General features: G+C 72.7%; 10 protein-coding genes. 8 read left to right on the plus strand and 2 right to left on the minus strand.

The window, feature by feature from the left end:
* The first annotated feature begins 318 nt into the window (after window positions 1-318).
* The 3 genes from ACSU53_RS18525 to mfd all read left to right on the plus strand — a co-directional run bounded on the left by ACSU53_RS18525 (window position 319) and on the right by mfd (window position 7,761).
* On the plus strand, window positions 319-1,107 hold the full coding sequence (locus tag ACSU53_RS18525; protein ID WP_437029150.1) for an ABC transporter ATP-binding protein: 789 nt from the start codon (window positions 319-321) through the stop codon (window positions 1,105-1,107).
* Window positions 1,104-3,683, plus strand: a complete 2,580-nt coding sequence (locus tag ACSU53_RS18530) for an ABC transporter permease (protein WP_437029152.1) — start codon at window positions 1,104-1,106, stop codon at window positions 3,681-3,683. Before ACSU53_RS18525 ends, ACSU53_RS18530 begins: the two co-directional genes overlap by 4 nt.
* A gap of 544 nt (window positions 3,684-4,227) precedes the next feature.
* Complete coding sequence (mfd, locus tag ACSU53_RS18535; RefSeq protein WP_437029154.1) at window positions 4,228-7,761, plus strand: transcription-repair coupling factor; 3,534 nt, start codon at window positions 4,228-4,230, stop codon at window positions 7,759-7,761.
* A 245-nt stretch (window positions 7,762-8,006) separates the two neighbouring features.
* Here mfd and ACSU53_RS18540 read toward each other — a convergent pair whose 3' ends face one another.
* Entirely contained in the window at window positions 8,007-8,192 is a 186-nt protein-coding gene (locus tag ACSU53_RS18540) for an antitoxin (protein WP_437033272.1), read from the minus strand.
* A 162-nt stretch (window positions 8,193-8,354) separates the two neighbouring features.
* On the opposite strand from ACSU53_RS18540, the gene ACSU53_RS18545 reads away from it, so the two are divergent.
* Complete coding sequence (locus ACSU53_RS18545; protein WP_437029156.1) at window positions 8,355-9,143, plus strand: HNH endonuclease family protein; 789 nt, start codon at window positions 8,355-8,357, stop codon at window positions 9,141-9,143.
* A 15-nt stretch (window positions 9,144-9,158) separates the two neighbouring features.
* On the opposite strand, the gene ACSU53_RS18550 is transcribed toward ACSU53_RS18545, so the two are convergent.
* Window positions 9,159-9,362, minus strand: a complete 204-nt coding sequence (locus tag ACSU53_RS18550) for a hypothetical protein (protein WP_437029158.1) — start codon at window positions 9,360-9,362, stop codon at window positions 9,159-9,161.
* Window positions 9,363-9,758: 396 nt separating this feature from the next.
* Between ACSU53_RS18550 and ACSU53_RS18555 the strand changes: the two genes are divergently transcribed.
* From ACSU53_RS18555 to ACSU53_RS18570, 4 genes are all read left to right on the plus strand, one after another.
* Window positions 9,759-10,412 carry a hypothetical protein gene (locus ACSU53_RS18555; RefSeq protein ID WP_437029160.1) on the plus strand — a complete coding sequence of 218 codons (654 nt, stop codon included), beginning with the start codon at window positions 9,759-9,761 and terminating at the stop codon, window positions 10,410-10,412.
* 38 nt (window positions 10,413-10,450) lie between these two features.
* A complete protein-coding gene (locus ACSU53_RS18560; RefSeq protein WP_437033274.1) occupies window positions 10,451-11,944 on the plus strand; it encodes a protein kinase domain-containing protein in 1,494 nt (497 codons plus the stop codon).
* Window positions 11,945-12,101: 157 nt separating this feature from the next.
* Window positions 12,102-12,749: a SurA N-terminal domain-containing protein gene (locus ACSU53_RS18565; RefSeq protein ID WP_437029162.1), complete on the plus strand. Its 648-nt coding sequence runs from the start codon at window positions 12,102-12,104 to the stop codon at window positions 12,747-12,749.
* 126 nt (window positions 12,750-12,875) lie between these two features.
* Window positions 12,876-13,883, plus strand: coding sequence for a nucleoside triphosphate pyrophosphohydrolase (locus ACSU53_RS18570; protein ID WP_437029164.1), 1,008 nt, complete (start codon window positions 12,876-12,878; stop codon window positions 13,881-13,883).
* The last annotated feature ends 19 nt before the right edge of the window (window positions 13,884-13,902 follow it).

Raw genomic sequence — 13,902 nt, forward strand, 5'->3', positions numbered from 1 at the left:
TCTCCGCCCGTGGGGGGAGAGCCCTTAGGGGTCCCTCCGTACATCGGCTCGGGGAGGGTTCGTTCCGTCGGAGGACGTACGAGGCCGGGGGGCGTCCTTAACCTGGCTTTACGCCGCTGGGGGGCGGCCTGGCCCAGTAACGGGGGTGGGGTTTTCCTCAGCAGAAGACTGCGCTGAACACCAGGGCGCCCGACCCCCGTCCGCCGCCAGACTGAAGCACGTCGCACCACGAGAACGAGGAGCGGCCGTCCCGGGCACGACCGACGACGGCCGACGGCACCACCGCATTCATCTGATGACCGACATAGGAGACTTACCGTGACATCGGCTGTGACCATTCCCAGGCACGGGGGTACTGGAGGGCGTACGGCCGTTGCCGCGCGGGCGCGGCAGGTCGTGAAGGCGTACGGGTCCGGGGAGACCCGGGTCGTCGCCCTCGACCACGTCGACGTGGACATCGACCGCGGGCGGTTCACCGCGATCATGGGCCCCTCGGGGTCCGGCAAGTCCACGCTGATGCACTGCCTCGCCGGGCTCGACACCGTCACCAGCGGTCAGATCTATCTGGACGAGACCGAGATCACCGGCCTGAAGGACAAGAAGCTGACCCGGCTGCGCCGCGACCGCGTCGGCTTCATCTTCCAGGCGTTCAACCTGCTGCCCACGCTGAACGCGCTCGAGAACATCACGCTGCCCATGGACATCGCCGGCCGCAAGCCCGACAAGGCGTGGCTGGACCGGGTGGTGGAGACCGTCGGGCTCGCGGAGCGGCTGAAGCACCGGCCGACGCAGCTGTCCGGCGGGCAGCAGCAGCGCGTCGCCGTGGCGCGGGCACTGGCGGCCCGGCCGGAGATCATCTTCGGTGACGAGCCGACCGGGAACCTCGACTCCCGGGCGGGCGCCGAGGTTCTCGGCTTCCTGCGCCGCTCGGTGGACGAGCTGGGCCAGACCATCGTGATGGTCACCCACGACCCGGTCGCCGCCTCCTACGCGGACCGCGTGCTGTACCTGGCGGACGGCCGCATCGTCGACGAGATGCACCAGCCGACCGCCGAGCAGGTCCTGGACCGCATGAAGGACTTCGACGCCCGGGGGCGCACGTCATGACCGTCCTGAAGACCTCGATGCGCAACTTCTTCGCGCACAAGGGGCGGATGGCCCTGTCGGCGGTGGCGGTGCTGCTGTCGGTGGCGTTCGTCTGCGGCACCCTGGTGTTCACGGACACCATGTCCACCACCTTCGACAAGCTGTTCGCGGCCACCTCGGCGGACGTCACGGTGAGCGGGAAGGACGCCTCGAACACCGGCGAGACCACCTCCCGCAACGGCAAGCCGCCGGTGATCCCCGCGTCCGTCCTGGACGAGGTGCGCAAGGCGGACGGCGTGCGGGTCGCGGAGGGCACCGTGTTCTCCACCGCGGTCACCGTCGTCGACGCCGACCGCAACGACCTGTCCCCGACCAACGGCGGGCCCACCATCGTCGGCTCCTGGAACTCCAACGACGCCCGCACCATGGAGATCACCTCCGGCGCGGCGCCCAAGGGCCCGGACCAGATCATGGTGGACTCCGACACCGCCGACAAGCACGGCCTGGAGCTGGGTGACGAGATCGGCGTGATGGGCGCCGTCGGCACCCACCGCGCCAAGATCTCCGGCATCACCGACTTCACCGTCACCAACCCCGGCGCCGCGATCTTCTTCCTCGACACGAAGACCGCCCAGCAGGCCCTGGTCGGCAAGGGCGGCGTCTACACCAACGTCCAGGTCACCGCCGCCGACGGCGTCAGTCACGAGCAGCTCAAGAAGAACGTGCGGGCCGAGCTCGGCACCGGCTACAAGGTGCAGACCGCCGCGGAGACCGCGGAGGAGAACCAGAAGGACGTCGAGGGCTTCATGAGCGTCATGAAGTACGCCATGCTCGGCTTCGCCGGCATCGCCTTCCTCGTCGGCATCTTCCTGATCATCAACACCTTCTCCATGCTGGTCGCCCAGCGCACCCGGGAGATCGGCCTGATGCGGGCCATCGGATCCTCCCGCAAGCAGGTCAACCGCTCGGTCCTCGCGGAGGCACTCCTCCTCGGCCTGGTCGGCTCGGTGCTGGGCGTGGCCGCGGGCATCGGGCTGGCCATCGGGCTGATGAAGCTCATGGGCTCCATCGGCATGGAGTTGTCCACCAGGGACCTCACCGTCGCCTGGACCACCCCCGCGATCGGCCTGTTCCTCGGTGTCGTCGTCACCGTCCTCGCCGCCTACCTGCCCGCCCGCCGGGCCGGCCGGATCTCCCCGATGGCCGCCCTGCGCGACGCGGGCGCCCCCGCCGACGCCCGGGCCGGCTGGGTGCGCGGCATCATCGGCACGGTCCTGACCGGCGGCGGCGCGCTCTTCCTCTACCTGGCGGGCTCCGCCGACAAGGCCACCGAGGGCTCGCTGTGGCTGGGACTCGGCGTGGTGCTGTCGCTGGTCGGCTTCATCGCCGTCGGCCCGCTCCTCGCCGGGGGCGTGGTCCGGGTGCTCGGCGCGGTCCTGCTGCGGGCCTTCGGCCCCGTCGGCCGCATGGCGGAGCGCAACGCGCTGCGCAACCCGCGCCGCACCGGCGCGACCGGCGCCGCCCTGATGATCGGTCTCGCCCTGGTCGCCTGCCTGTCCGTGGTCGGCTCCTCCATGGTCGCCTCGGCCACCGAGGAACTCGACAAGACGGTCGGCACGGACTTCATCATCGGCAACGACCAGGGGGTGCTCCTCACCCCGGAGGCCGCCGCGGCCGTGAAGGCCACCCCGGGCCTGGACCACGTCACCGAGTACCGGTGGACCGACGCGGACTTCACCACGCCCGACGGGAAGACCACCAAGGACTCCTCGATCACGGCCGCCGACCCGACGTACGCGACCGACCTGCGGGTCGAGACCGTCGCCGGCAAGCTCTCGGACGCCTACCTGCCCGGCGCGATGTCCGTCCACGAGGACTTCGCGAAGGACCACGGCATCACGATCGGCTCGAAGGTGAAGGTCGCGTTCCGGGACGGCACGGCCGGTGACCTGACGGTCCGTGCCATCACCAGCAGCGAGAGCGTCATCGACGCCGGTGCGATGTACACGTCGATCGAGACGATGTCCCGGTACGTCCCGGCCGACCGGATGCCGCTGAACCAGATGATGTTCGCCGCGGCCGAGGACGGTCAGAAGGACGCCGCGTACGCCGCGCTCAAGAAGTCCCTCGACCCGTTCCCGAAGTACGACGTGCGCGACCAGACCGACTACAAGGAGGCCCTGAAGGACCAGATCGGCCAGCTGCTCAACATGATCTACGGCCTGCTGGCCCTGGCGATCGTCGTCGCGGTGCTCGGGGTGGTGAACACCCTGGCCCTGTCGGTCGTCGAGCGGACCCGGGAGATCGGCCTGATGCGGGCCATCGGCCTCTCGCGCCGGCAGCTGCGCCGCATGATCCGGATGGAGTCGGTCGTCATCGCCCTCTTCGGCGCCCTGCTGGGCCTCGGGCTGGGCCTGGGCTGGGGCGCGACCGCCCAGCAGCTCCTCGCCCTGGAGGGCCTGAAGGTCCTGGACATCCCGTGGCCGACGATCATCGGGGTCTTCGTCGGATCGGCCTTCGTGGGCCTGTTCGCCGCCCTGGTCCCGGCCTTCCGGGCGGGCCGGATGAACGTCCTGAACGCCATCGCCACCGACTAGCGCCGAAGGCGCCGGCCGGTACCGGAACGGGTACCGGCCGGCGGCCCGCCCACCACGGCACGGCCACCGCACCACCACGGCCACCGCCCCGACACGGCACGGCCACCGCACGACCACCGCACACGGGGGTTGCGGTGAACATCCGGCGCCGGGCGTCCCACGGGACCCCGGCGCCGGACGCGTGCGGCGGGGCGCAACGGCCGGGGGCCCCCGGCCCGCGTTTCGCGCCCCGCGATCCGCGCCGTGGAGACTCCCGAGGCGCCCCCGGCGACGCCTCGGGGGACGGCGGACCCCGTCGGTGCCACCGCCCCGGCGGGAGCCGGACCGCCTCGCGGTGACCGCCCCCGCGGCAGCCGGGACCGGTGCCGGCGCTCGACCGTGGCCGACGGACCAGGTCAGGCGGCATCGCAGGCCGTCTCCCGGGTACCCGTGCCGTCCTCGGCCCGCCGCACCCGCGGGCCCGGCGTCGTACGCTGGACACCCCCGGCCCGCAGCGCGTGTCGGGCCCGTCGTGTTGCACACCCCCGGAGGGATCCCGCCCCGCATGAGCCTGCACGGTCTGCTCGACGCCGTCGTCAAGGACGCCGCCCTCGCGGAAGCGATCGCGGCGGCCACCGACGGCAACCGCATGCACGTCGACCTGGTCGGGCCCCCCGCTGCCCGCCCCTTCGCGGTCGCCGCCCTGGCCCGAGACACCGGTCGGCCGGTCCTGGCGGTCACCGCGACCGGGCGGGAGGCCGAGGACCTGGCCGCGGCCCTGCGGTCGCTGCTGCCGCCCGAGGGGGTCGTGGAGTACCCGTCCTGGGAGACGCTGCCGCACGAGCGGCTCAGCCCGCGCAGCGACACCGTCGGCCGCCGCCTGGCCGTGCTGCGCCGGCTCGCCCACCCCCGCCCCGACGACCCGGAGACCGGTCCCGTCTCCGTCGTCGTGGCGCCGGTGCGTTCCGTGCTCCAGCCGCAGGTCAAAGGGCTCGGGGACCTGGAGCCGGTGGCGCTGAGCACCGGGCAGAGCGCCGACCTGGAGGAGGTCGTCGCAGGGCTCGCCGCCGCCGCGTACACGCGCGTGGAGCTGGTCGAGAAGCGCGGGGAGTTCGCCGTGCGCGGCGGCATCCTGGACGTCTTCCCGCCCACCGAGGAACACCCCCTGCGCGTCGAGTTCTGGGGCGACGACGTCGAGGAGATCCGCTACTTCAAGGTCGCCGACCAGCGGTCCCTGGAGATCGCCGAGCACGGCCTGTGGGCCCCGCCCTGCCGCGAGCTGCTGCTCACCGACGAGGTGCGCGAGCGTGCCCGGGCCCTCGCGGAGGAGCACCCCGAGCTGGGCGACCTGCTCGGCCGGATCGCCGAGGGCATCGCCGTGGAGGGCATGGAGTCCCTGGCGCCCGTCCTCGTCGACGACATGGAGCTCCTGCTCGACGTGCTGCCCGAGGGCGCCATGGCCGTCGTGTGCGACCCGGAGCGGGTCCGCACGCGCGCGTCGGACCTGGTGGCCACGTCCCAGGAGTTCCTGCAGGCGTCCTGGGCCGCCACGGCGGGCGGGGGCGAGGCGCCCATCGACGTCGGCGCCGCCTCCCTGTGGCCGCTCGCGGACGTCCGCGAGCGGGCCCGCGAGCTGGGCATGATGTGGTGGTCGGTGTCACCGTTCGCCGCCGACGAGGAACTCGACGAGACCACCCTGAAGCTGGGCATGCACGCCCCCGAGAGCTACCGCGGCGACACCGCGCGGGCGCTCGCCGACACCAAGGGCTGGCTGGCCGACGGCTGGCGCACGGTGTACCTCACCGAGGGACACGGCCCGGCGTCCCGCACCGTGGAGGTGCTGGGCGGGGAGGGCATCGCGGCCCGCCTGGAGGCCGACCTCGGGGAGATCGCCCCCTCCGTGGTGCACGTCTCCTGCGGCTGCATCGACCACGGCTTCGTCGACCCGGCGCTCAAGCTGGCCGTGCTCACCGAGACCGACCTGACCGGGCAGAAGGCGTCCGGCCGGGAGGGCGCGCGGATGCCCGCCCGGCGCCGCAAGACCATCGACCCGCTCACCCTGGAGGCGGGCGACTACATCGTCCACGAGCAGCACGGCGTCGGCCGATACATCGAGATGGTGCAGCGCACCGTGCAGGGCGCCACCCGCGAGTACCTCGTCGTCGAGTACGCGCCCGCCAAGCGGGGCCAGCCCGGCGACCGCCTCTACATCCCCACCGACCAGCTGGAACAGATCACCAAGTACGTCGGCGGCGAGGCCCCCACCCTGCACCGGCTCGGCGGCGCCGACTGGACCAAGACCAAGGCACGCGCCAAGAAGGCCGTCAAGGAGATCGCCGCCGACCTGATCAAGCTGTACAGCGCGCGCATGGCGGCCCCCGGGCACCCGTTCGGCCCGGACACCCCCTGGCAGCGTGAACTGGAGGACGCCTTCCCCTACGCGGAGACCCCCGACCAGCTGACCACCATCGCCGAGGTCAAGGAGGACATGGAGAAGACGGTCCCCATGGACCGCCTGATCTGCGGCGACGTCGGCTACGGCAAGACGGAGATCGCGGTGCGGGCCGCCTTCAAGGCCGTCCAGGACGGCAAGCAGGTCGCCGTCCTGGTGCCCACCACGCTGCTGGTGCAGCAGCACTTCGGCACCTTCAGCGAGCGGTACGCCCAGTTCCCGGTCGTCGTGAAGGCCCTGTCCCGCTTCCAGAGCGACACGGAGGCCAAGGCCGTCCTGGAGGGGCTGCGGGACGGCTCGGTCGACGTCGTCATCGGCACCCACCGCCTGTTCTCCTCGGAGACCAAGTTCAAGGACCTGGGCCTGGTCATCGTCGACGAGGAGCAGCGCTTCGGCGTCGAGCACAAGGAGCAGCTGAAGAAGCTGCGCGCCAACGTCGACGTGCTGACCATGTCCGCCACCCCCATCCCGCGCACCCTGGAGATGGCGGTAACCGGCATCCGCGAGATGTCGACGATCACCACGCCGCCGGAGGAGCGCCACCCGGTGCTCACCTTCGTCGGCCCCTACGAGCAGAAGCAGATCGGTGCCGCCATCCGCCGCGAACTGCTGCGCGAGGGCCAGGTCTTCTACATCCACAACCGGGTCGAGTCCATAGACCGGGCGGCGGCCCGGCTGCGCGAGATCGTGCCCGAGGCGCGCATCGCCACCGCCCACGGCCAGATGTCGGAGGCGGCGCTGGAGCAGGTCGTCGTCGACTTCTGGGAGAAGAAGTTCGACGTGCTGGTCTCCACGACGATCGTCGAGTCCGGCATCGACATCTCCAACGCCAACACCCTGATCGTGGAGCGCGGCGACAACTTCGGCCTCAGCCAGCTGCACCAGCTGCGCGGCCGGGTGGGCCGGGGCCGGGAACGCGGGTACGCGTACTTCCTGTACCCGCCGGAGAAGCCGCTGACGGAGACCGCGCACGAACGCCTCGCCACCATCGCCCAGCACACCGAGATGGGCGCGGGCATGTACGTGGCGATGAAGGACCTGGAGATCCGCGGCGCCGGAAACCTGCTCGGCGGCGAGCAGTCCGGCCACATCGCCGGCGTCGGCTTCGACCTGTACGTGCGGATGGTGGGCGAGGCGGTCGCGGACTACCGGCGGCAGCTGGAGACCGGCGAGATCGAGGAGGAGCCGCCGCTCGAGGTCAAGATCGAGCTGCCCGTCGACGCCCACGTCCCGCACGACTACGCGCCCGGCGAGCGGCTGCGCCTCCAGGCGTACCGCGCGATCGCGTCCGCCAACTCCGAGGAGGACATCAAGGGCGTACGGGAGGAACTCGTCGACCGCTACGGCAAGTTGCCGGAGCCGGTGGAGAACCTGCTGCTGGTGGCGGGGCTGCGGATGCTGGCCCGCGCGTGCGGGGTCGGGGAGATCGTGCTCCAGGGCAGCAACATCCGCTTCGCGCCGGTGGAGTTGCGCGAGTCGCAGGAGCTGCGCGTGAAGCGCCTCTACCCGGGCACGGTCATCAAACCGGCCGCGCACCAGGTGCTCGTGCCCCGTCCGAAGACGGCCAGGGTCGGCGGCAAGCCGTTGGTCGGGCGGGAGTTGCTGGGCTGGGTCGGCGAGTTCCTCACCTCGGTCCTCGGGTCCTGACGGGCTGACGGGAAGGCGAAGGCCCTGAGGGGAGGGCCCTTACGGGGCGGCTCCGACGTTGAGGGCGCGATACGCGCCACACGGGTCCGGGCAGACGGGTCCGGGCAGACGGGCCGGGGCACAGGGGACAGGGACCCGGACACACGGAAGCCGCCTCACGGCAGCAGGCCGTGAGGCGGCTCCGGTTCGGGTGTTCGGGTCACGACTGACACCTGGTGGGTCCCGGTCCGATGGCTGCGGGAGACCTACGGCTCGTCGGTACGGTCGCCCTCCATGCCGAGGCGGCGCTCAGCCTGTTGCTGCGCGGTGTCGACGTGCTTGGCGTGCTTGCCGCCGGTCCTCTCGTTGATCTTCTGTTCCGCGGCGTCGGAAGCCTGCTTGGCCTTGTCCTGCGCCGACTTGTTGCTCTTGAACTTGTCGAAGATGCCCATCCAGGAGCTCCTTCCGAGGTGACTCATCTACGACCATACGCGCCGGTTGCGAGGAATGCGCACTTTCGCCCTGATGTGGTCTGGACCTCCGACTCGCTACGGTGGGCCCGGCACCACCGGCCCGTGCGGGCCGGGCACGACAGCACCAGGGGAGGGGCCACCGTGACGTGGTACGCGAGGCGGCGGGGCAGAGGAGGAGCGGTCCGGTCGGCCGGGGCGGCGGTGTGCGCGGCCGTCGTCCTCCTGACGGGCTGCGAGGCGCTGGACGACGCGGAGGCTCCCGCACCGGGATCGGCCGCCGGCGCCGCGGGGAACGGCCGGGCCACGAGCCCGCTGGACAACCCCGACGGCACCGAGCCGGGACTCGCCCCCGTGACGGAGGGGGCGGACCGCGACCGGGCCGTCGCCCTCATCGAGAAGGTGGCCACCAAGGGCCGCGGTCCGAGGACCGGCTACGACCGCGACGAGTTCGGCTACGCCTGGATGGACACGGCCGACGGCGTCCCGTTCGCCAGGAACGGCTGCGACACCCGCAACGACCTGCTCAGACTCCACGGGCGCAACGTCGAGTTCCGCAGCGGCTCCGACTGCGTGGTCGTCTCCATGGACCTGTACGACCCGTACACGGGCAAGGACATCGCCTGGAAGAAGGCGAAGGCCGCGGAGGTCCAGATAGACCACGTCGTGCCGCTCTCCTACAGCTGGCAGATGGGCGCCTCGCGCTGGCCGGAGAGCAAGCGCCGGCAGCTCGCGAACGACGCCCTCAACCTCCTCCCCGTCGAGGGCCGCGCCAACTCCGCGAAGTCGGACTCCGGCCCGGCGTCCTGGCTGCCGCCGAGCCGGAGCATCCGGTGCGCGTACGCGGTCCGCTTCGCCCAGGTCGCCGTCAAGTACGAGATGCCGGTGACGAAGGCCGACAAGGAGATGATGCTGCGGCAGTGCGGCGGCTGACGTCCGGCCCGAGGGTCACCCCAGTCCGTCGAGGTCCCGGACCGGGCCGGACGGCTTGCGGGCCGGGACCGGCTCGTCGAACTCGCTGAAGGTGATGGACCCGGGGTCCTCGGGGGAGGTGTTGTCCAGCCGGAGCAGGTAGGGCTCGCCCTCGGTGGCCACGCAGAAGGTGCAGGCGTCCTGAGCGGCATGGCGACGCGGCCGGACACGACGGGTCATGACCGGCCGCCCGGGTGCGCCCCGCACCGGTCCGCACCGGTCTGCACCGCACCGCCCCCACAGCCCCGCTCCCGTCCGCACGGCCCTGCACGTCCCCGCACCGGGCACGCCGGGCACGGTCCGGACCGGTGTGCATCCCCAACGGGCGTGGCGCGCCCCGGACTCCGCCCGTCCGGGCGCACCCGGGGGCGCCCCCGTGCGCCTCGGCGGCCCCGGTGCCCGGCCCCGCGGACGGCCCCCGGCGCCCGGAGGGGAAGATGACGGAAGTGATCGGGTGGACAACGGTTCGGTACAACGCGGGACCAGTTGTCCCCCACGGCCTATACGCTCATGGCTCGACCGAGCTTCGACACTCGCACTACAGTCCTCGTCGGCCACACCGGTTCAGGAGCAGTCATGTACGGCCACGGCGCGCCGCAGCCCCCTCGCAGCGCGGCAACGGTGATCACCCTGCGCGTGCTGATCGCCGTCGCCGGATTCCTCTCGTGCGGCCTGCTGTCCTGCGTACCGCTGTTCCGGGTGGCGCTGCTGCGGGGCCGCGCCCTGGACTGGGCCGTCGCGTGGGTGAGCATCCCGCTGTCCATCGTCCTGCTGATGGTGGTCGGTTCGCTGCCGGAGTCGGACATCCGCACGGACATGGCCGTGGTGCTGATGCTGCTGCTGGGCGCCGGCGCCTCCGCCTACTACCTGACGATCGACATCCGTCACTACAGCCGGCCGCACCCCTACCCGGGCCCGCTGGGTCTCGGCCACGGCCACGGGGCCGCCCCGTACGGGTACCCGCAGCCCACGCCGCCCTCGCCGTACGCGACCACCGCCGTCTCCCCGCCCCCCGTGCCGCAGCACCCCGTGCACCCGCAGCCCCCCGTGCCGCAGCAGACCCCGCACCCGGGACCGGCCGCCCCCGTCCCGCCGACGACGCCGCCCCCCGCCCCGCAACGCATCGACCAGGTGCGCGCCGAACTCGACGAGCTCAGCGACTACCTGCGCAGACACGACGGTCCCGAGGGCCACCACGGCCCCGGCGGACCCCACGACAACGGAAGGTGAGCGTGACGGCGGGACGAGTCGTCGCCGGCCGCTACGAACTGTCCACGCTGATCGGGCAGGGCGGCATGGGACAGGTCTGGACGGCCTACGACAAGCGGCTGGACCGGCGGGTGGCGGTGAAGCTGCTGCGCCCGGACAAAGTGGCCGGCCAGGAGGCCGACGAACTGCGCCGCCGCTTCGTGCGCGAATGCCGGGTGACCGCCCAGGTCGACCACCCCGGCCTGGTCACGGTGCACGACGCGGGCAGCGAGGGCGAGGAACTGTTCCTCGTCATGCAGTACGTCGACGGCGCCGACCTCGGCGACCACCTCGCCGAGAACGCCCCGTACCCGTGGCAGTGGACGGTGGCCGTGGCCGCGCAGCTGTGCGCCGTGCTCAGCGCCGTGCACGCCGTGCCGATCGTCCACCGCGACCTCAAGCCGCGCAACGTCATGGTCAAGCAGGACGGCACGGTCACCGTGCTGGACCTCGGCGTCGCCTCCGTCATGGACAGCGACACCACCCGCCTCACCCACACCGGATCGCCCATCGGCTCGCCCGCCTACATGGCCCCCGAGCAGGCCATGGGCGGCGCGGTCGGCCCCTACACGGACCTGTACGCGCTCGGCGTCCTCATGCACGAGCTGCTCAGCGGGGACGTGCCCTTCGCCGGGTCCACCGCCCTCGGCGTGCTCCACCGGCACCTCTACGAGCCCCCGGTGCCCGTCCGCAGGCTCCGCCCGGAGGTCCCCGAGGCCCTGGAGTCGCTGGTGCTGCGCCTGCTGTCCAAGGACCCCCAGCACCGCCCGTCCTCCGCCCAGGAGGTCTACGAGCACCTGGCCCTGCTGCTGCCCTCCCGCGGGACACCCACCGGAGCCCCGCTCGACCCCACCCGCCCCTTCCTGCGCCCGCACGCCCCCTGGCCCGACCGCGCCCGCACCCCCGCGCCGCAGCCCGCCCCCGCCACGCCCCCGGCGCCCGCCGCGGAGAAGGCGGACGTCGCCGTCGCCGTCGACGAGGTCAAACGGCTCCTCGGCGAGGGCCGGATCACCCAGGCCGTCGACATCCTCGGCGGCATCCTGCCGGTCGCCGCCGAACAGCACGGCGAGCACTCCCCGGTCGTGCGCACCCTGCGCAAGCAGTACGCGGCCACCCTGCTGGACGACGGCCAGTACCGGCGCGCCCTGCCCGAGCTGCGCCGCCTCGCCGAGGAGCGCGCCGCCGAGGCGGGCCAGGCCGACCCGCAGTCGCTGCGCTACCGCTACGAGGCCGCCCAGTGCCTGGAGCAGCTCGGCGAACCGGCCGCGGCCCTCGCCGAATACCGGTCACTGCTGGGCTACTTCGAGAACCAGTACGTCTCGGGGGACCCGGAGCTCGCCCACGACGTCCGCCGCCGCATCGGCCACCTGCTGCTCGCCCTCGGCGACCGCGCCGCCGCCCACAGCACCCTGATGCGGCTGCTGCACGACGTCGAACGCCTCCAGGGCCCGGGCCACCCGACGGCCGCCGAGGTCCGGCGGACGCTGCAGTGGCTGGGACAAGTGCGCGGATAGCGGACGCAGGCCGGCGGACCGGACTCCCGGGCGCGCGGCGGTGCCGGAAGTGCCGGTGAATCGTTGGTCGAATGGGTTGGCCAGAGCTTGGCCGATGCCTACCATCGATCATCGCAAGACTTTGTGCACCGCCGCACAAGCTCCTCAGGAGGTTTCCTTGCACCGCCGCCGTCGCACCGCGCTCCTGCTCACCGCCGCGCTCGTCGCGGCGGCACCCCTGCTCACCGCGTGCGGGAACGACGCGCATCCGGGAGCGGCGGCCGTCGTGGGCGGCCAGCGGATCACCGTCGCGCAGCTGGAGGAGCGGGTCGACGAGGTCCGCGAGGCCCAGCGTGCGGCCGTGGCCGACGAGGCGCAGTACGAGCAGGCCGTCGCCCGCACCGGCAGCCTGACCCGGGACACCCTGAACGGCATGGTCCTGGACCGGGTGCTGGAGCGCGCCGCCGAGGACGCCGGGGTGACCGTCAGCGACCGCGAAGTCCAGCAGCTGCGCTCCGACCTCCAGGAGCAGGCGGGCGGCGCCGAGGCACTGGAAGCGGCCTGGCTCCAGCAGTACGGCATCCCGCCGCAGCGCCTCGACGCCAACCTCCGCCTCCAGGTCAAGGCGCAGAAGCTGGCCGAGAGCCTGGGCACCGACACCAGCAGGCCCGAGTTCTGGCAGGCCCTGTCCAAGGCGGGCAAGGAACTCGACGTGGACCTCAACCCGCGCTACGGCAGCTGGGACCCGGAGAAGAGCAGCCGCGTCGACGCCACGACCCCGTGGGTCCGCGACGTCACCGACGCCGGAGCCCCCCGGACCGCCTGACCGGCAGACCACCCGACCGGCCCCGCCCGCCCCCGCGAGCACGACGCCGGTACGACCGTACGACCGCGCCGACTGCCCTGTGGACAACCACCCGGGGCCGTCGGCGCCGTGCGTTAGTTTCGAAGCGTGAACGCAACCAGTGCCACGCCGACCAGCCCCGACGCCGCCGACCCCGGCCGCATCGTCCTGCTCACCACCACCCACCGGGTGGCCCCCGGCCTGCTGTCCTGGCCCGCCTGGCAGGCCCTGCACGCGGCCGACCGGGTGCTGTGCGCGGACGGCGCCCACCCGCAGCTGCCGTATCTGCGGGAGGCCGGCCTGGCCGTCGAGGAGGCGTCCCCGGCCGCCGAGGAACTCGTCGACGCCTGCGCGGGCGGCCGGACGGTGGCGGTCGTCGCCACGGGCGAGGGCGAGCCCGCACTGACCGACGGCCTGGCCCGCCTGGCCGGCAGCGGCCGGGTCCGCATGCCCGCGCTGGAACTGCTCCCCGGCTCCTACGACCTGCCGGGCGCCCGGGTCCTCGACCTCGTCCAGGTCATGGACCGGATCCGCGCCGAGTGCCCGTGGTCCTCCCTCCAGACCCACCAGGGTCTCGCCAAGTACGGCATCGAGGAGGCGTACGAACTCGTCGAGGCCATCGAGGAGGGCGACCGCGACGAACTGCGCGAGGAACTGGGCGACGTCCTCCTCCAGGTCGTCTTCCACGCCCGGATAGCCGAGGAGCACCCGGAGGCTCCCTTCTCCCTGGACGACGTGGCGGGCGGCATCGTCGCCAAGCTCGTCCACCGCCACCCGCACGTCTTCGGCGACGCCACCGCGACCACCCCGGAGGAGGTCAGGGAGCACTGGCTGCGCACCAAGGCCGAGGAGAAGCAGCGCACCTCGGTGACCGAGGGCATCCCCCTCGGCCAGCCCGGCCTGGCCCTCGCCGCCAAGCTGGCCTCCCGGGTGCGCACCGCCGGGCTCGACGTGCCGCTGCCCCGGGGCGAGGGCATCGGCTACGACCTGCTCGCCCTCGCCGCCCGCGCCGAGGCGGAGGGCACCGACCCGGAGGCGGCCCTGCGCGCGGCGGCCCGCGCCTACCGGGACGCGGTACGGGCTGCGGAGGGAGTGGGGAAGACGAACGGGGAGTAGCGGGAGCGAGGTGGCGGGG

This window comes from Streptomyces sp. enrichment culture (genome assembly GCF_964273255.1).
Classification (GTDB): domain Bacteria; phylum Actinomycetota; class Actinomycetes; order Streptomycetales; family Streptomycetaceae; genus Streptomyces.

Excerpts from the sequence above, each read along its gene's own strand:
- ACSU53_RS18530 (WP_437029152.1), top strand. The coding sequence starts at position 1,104 with ATGACCGTCCTGAAGACCTCGATGCGCAACTTCTTCGCGCACAAGGGG.
- ACSU53_RS18550 (WP_437029158.1), bottom strand. The coding sequence starts at position 9,362 with ATGACCCGTCGTGTCCGGCCGCGTCGCCATGCCGCTCAGGACGCCTGC.
- ACSU53_RS18540 (WP_437033272.1), bottom strand. The coding sequence starts at position 8,192 with ATGGGCATCTTCGACAAGTTCAAGAGCAACAAGTCGGCGCAGGACAAG.
- mfd (WP_437029154.1), top strand. The coding sequence starts at position 4,228 with ATGAGCCTGCACGGTCTGCTCGACGCCGTCGTCAAGGACGCCGCCCTC.
- ACSU53_RS18555 (WP_437029160.1), top strand. The coding sequence starts at position 9,759 with ATGTACGGCCACGGCGCGCCGCAGCCCCCTCGCAGCGCGGCAACGGTG.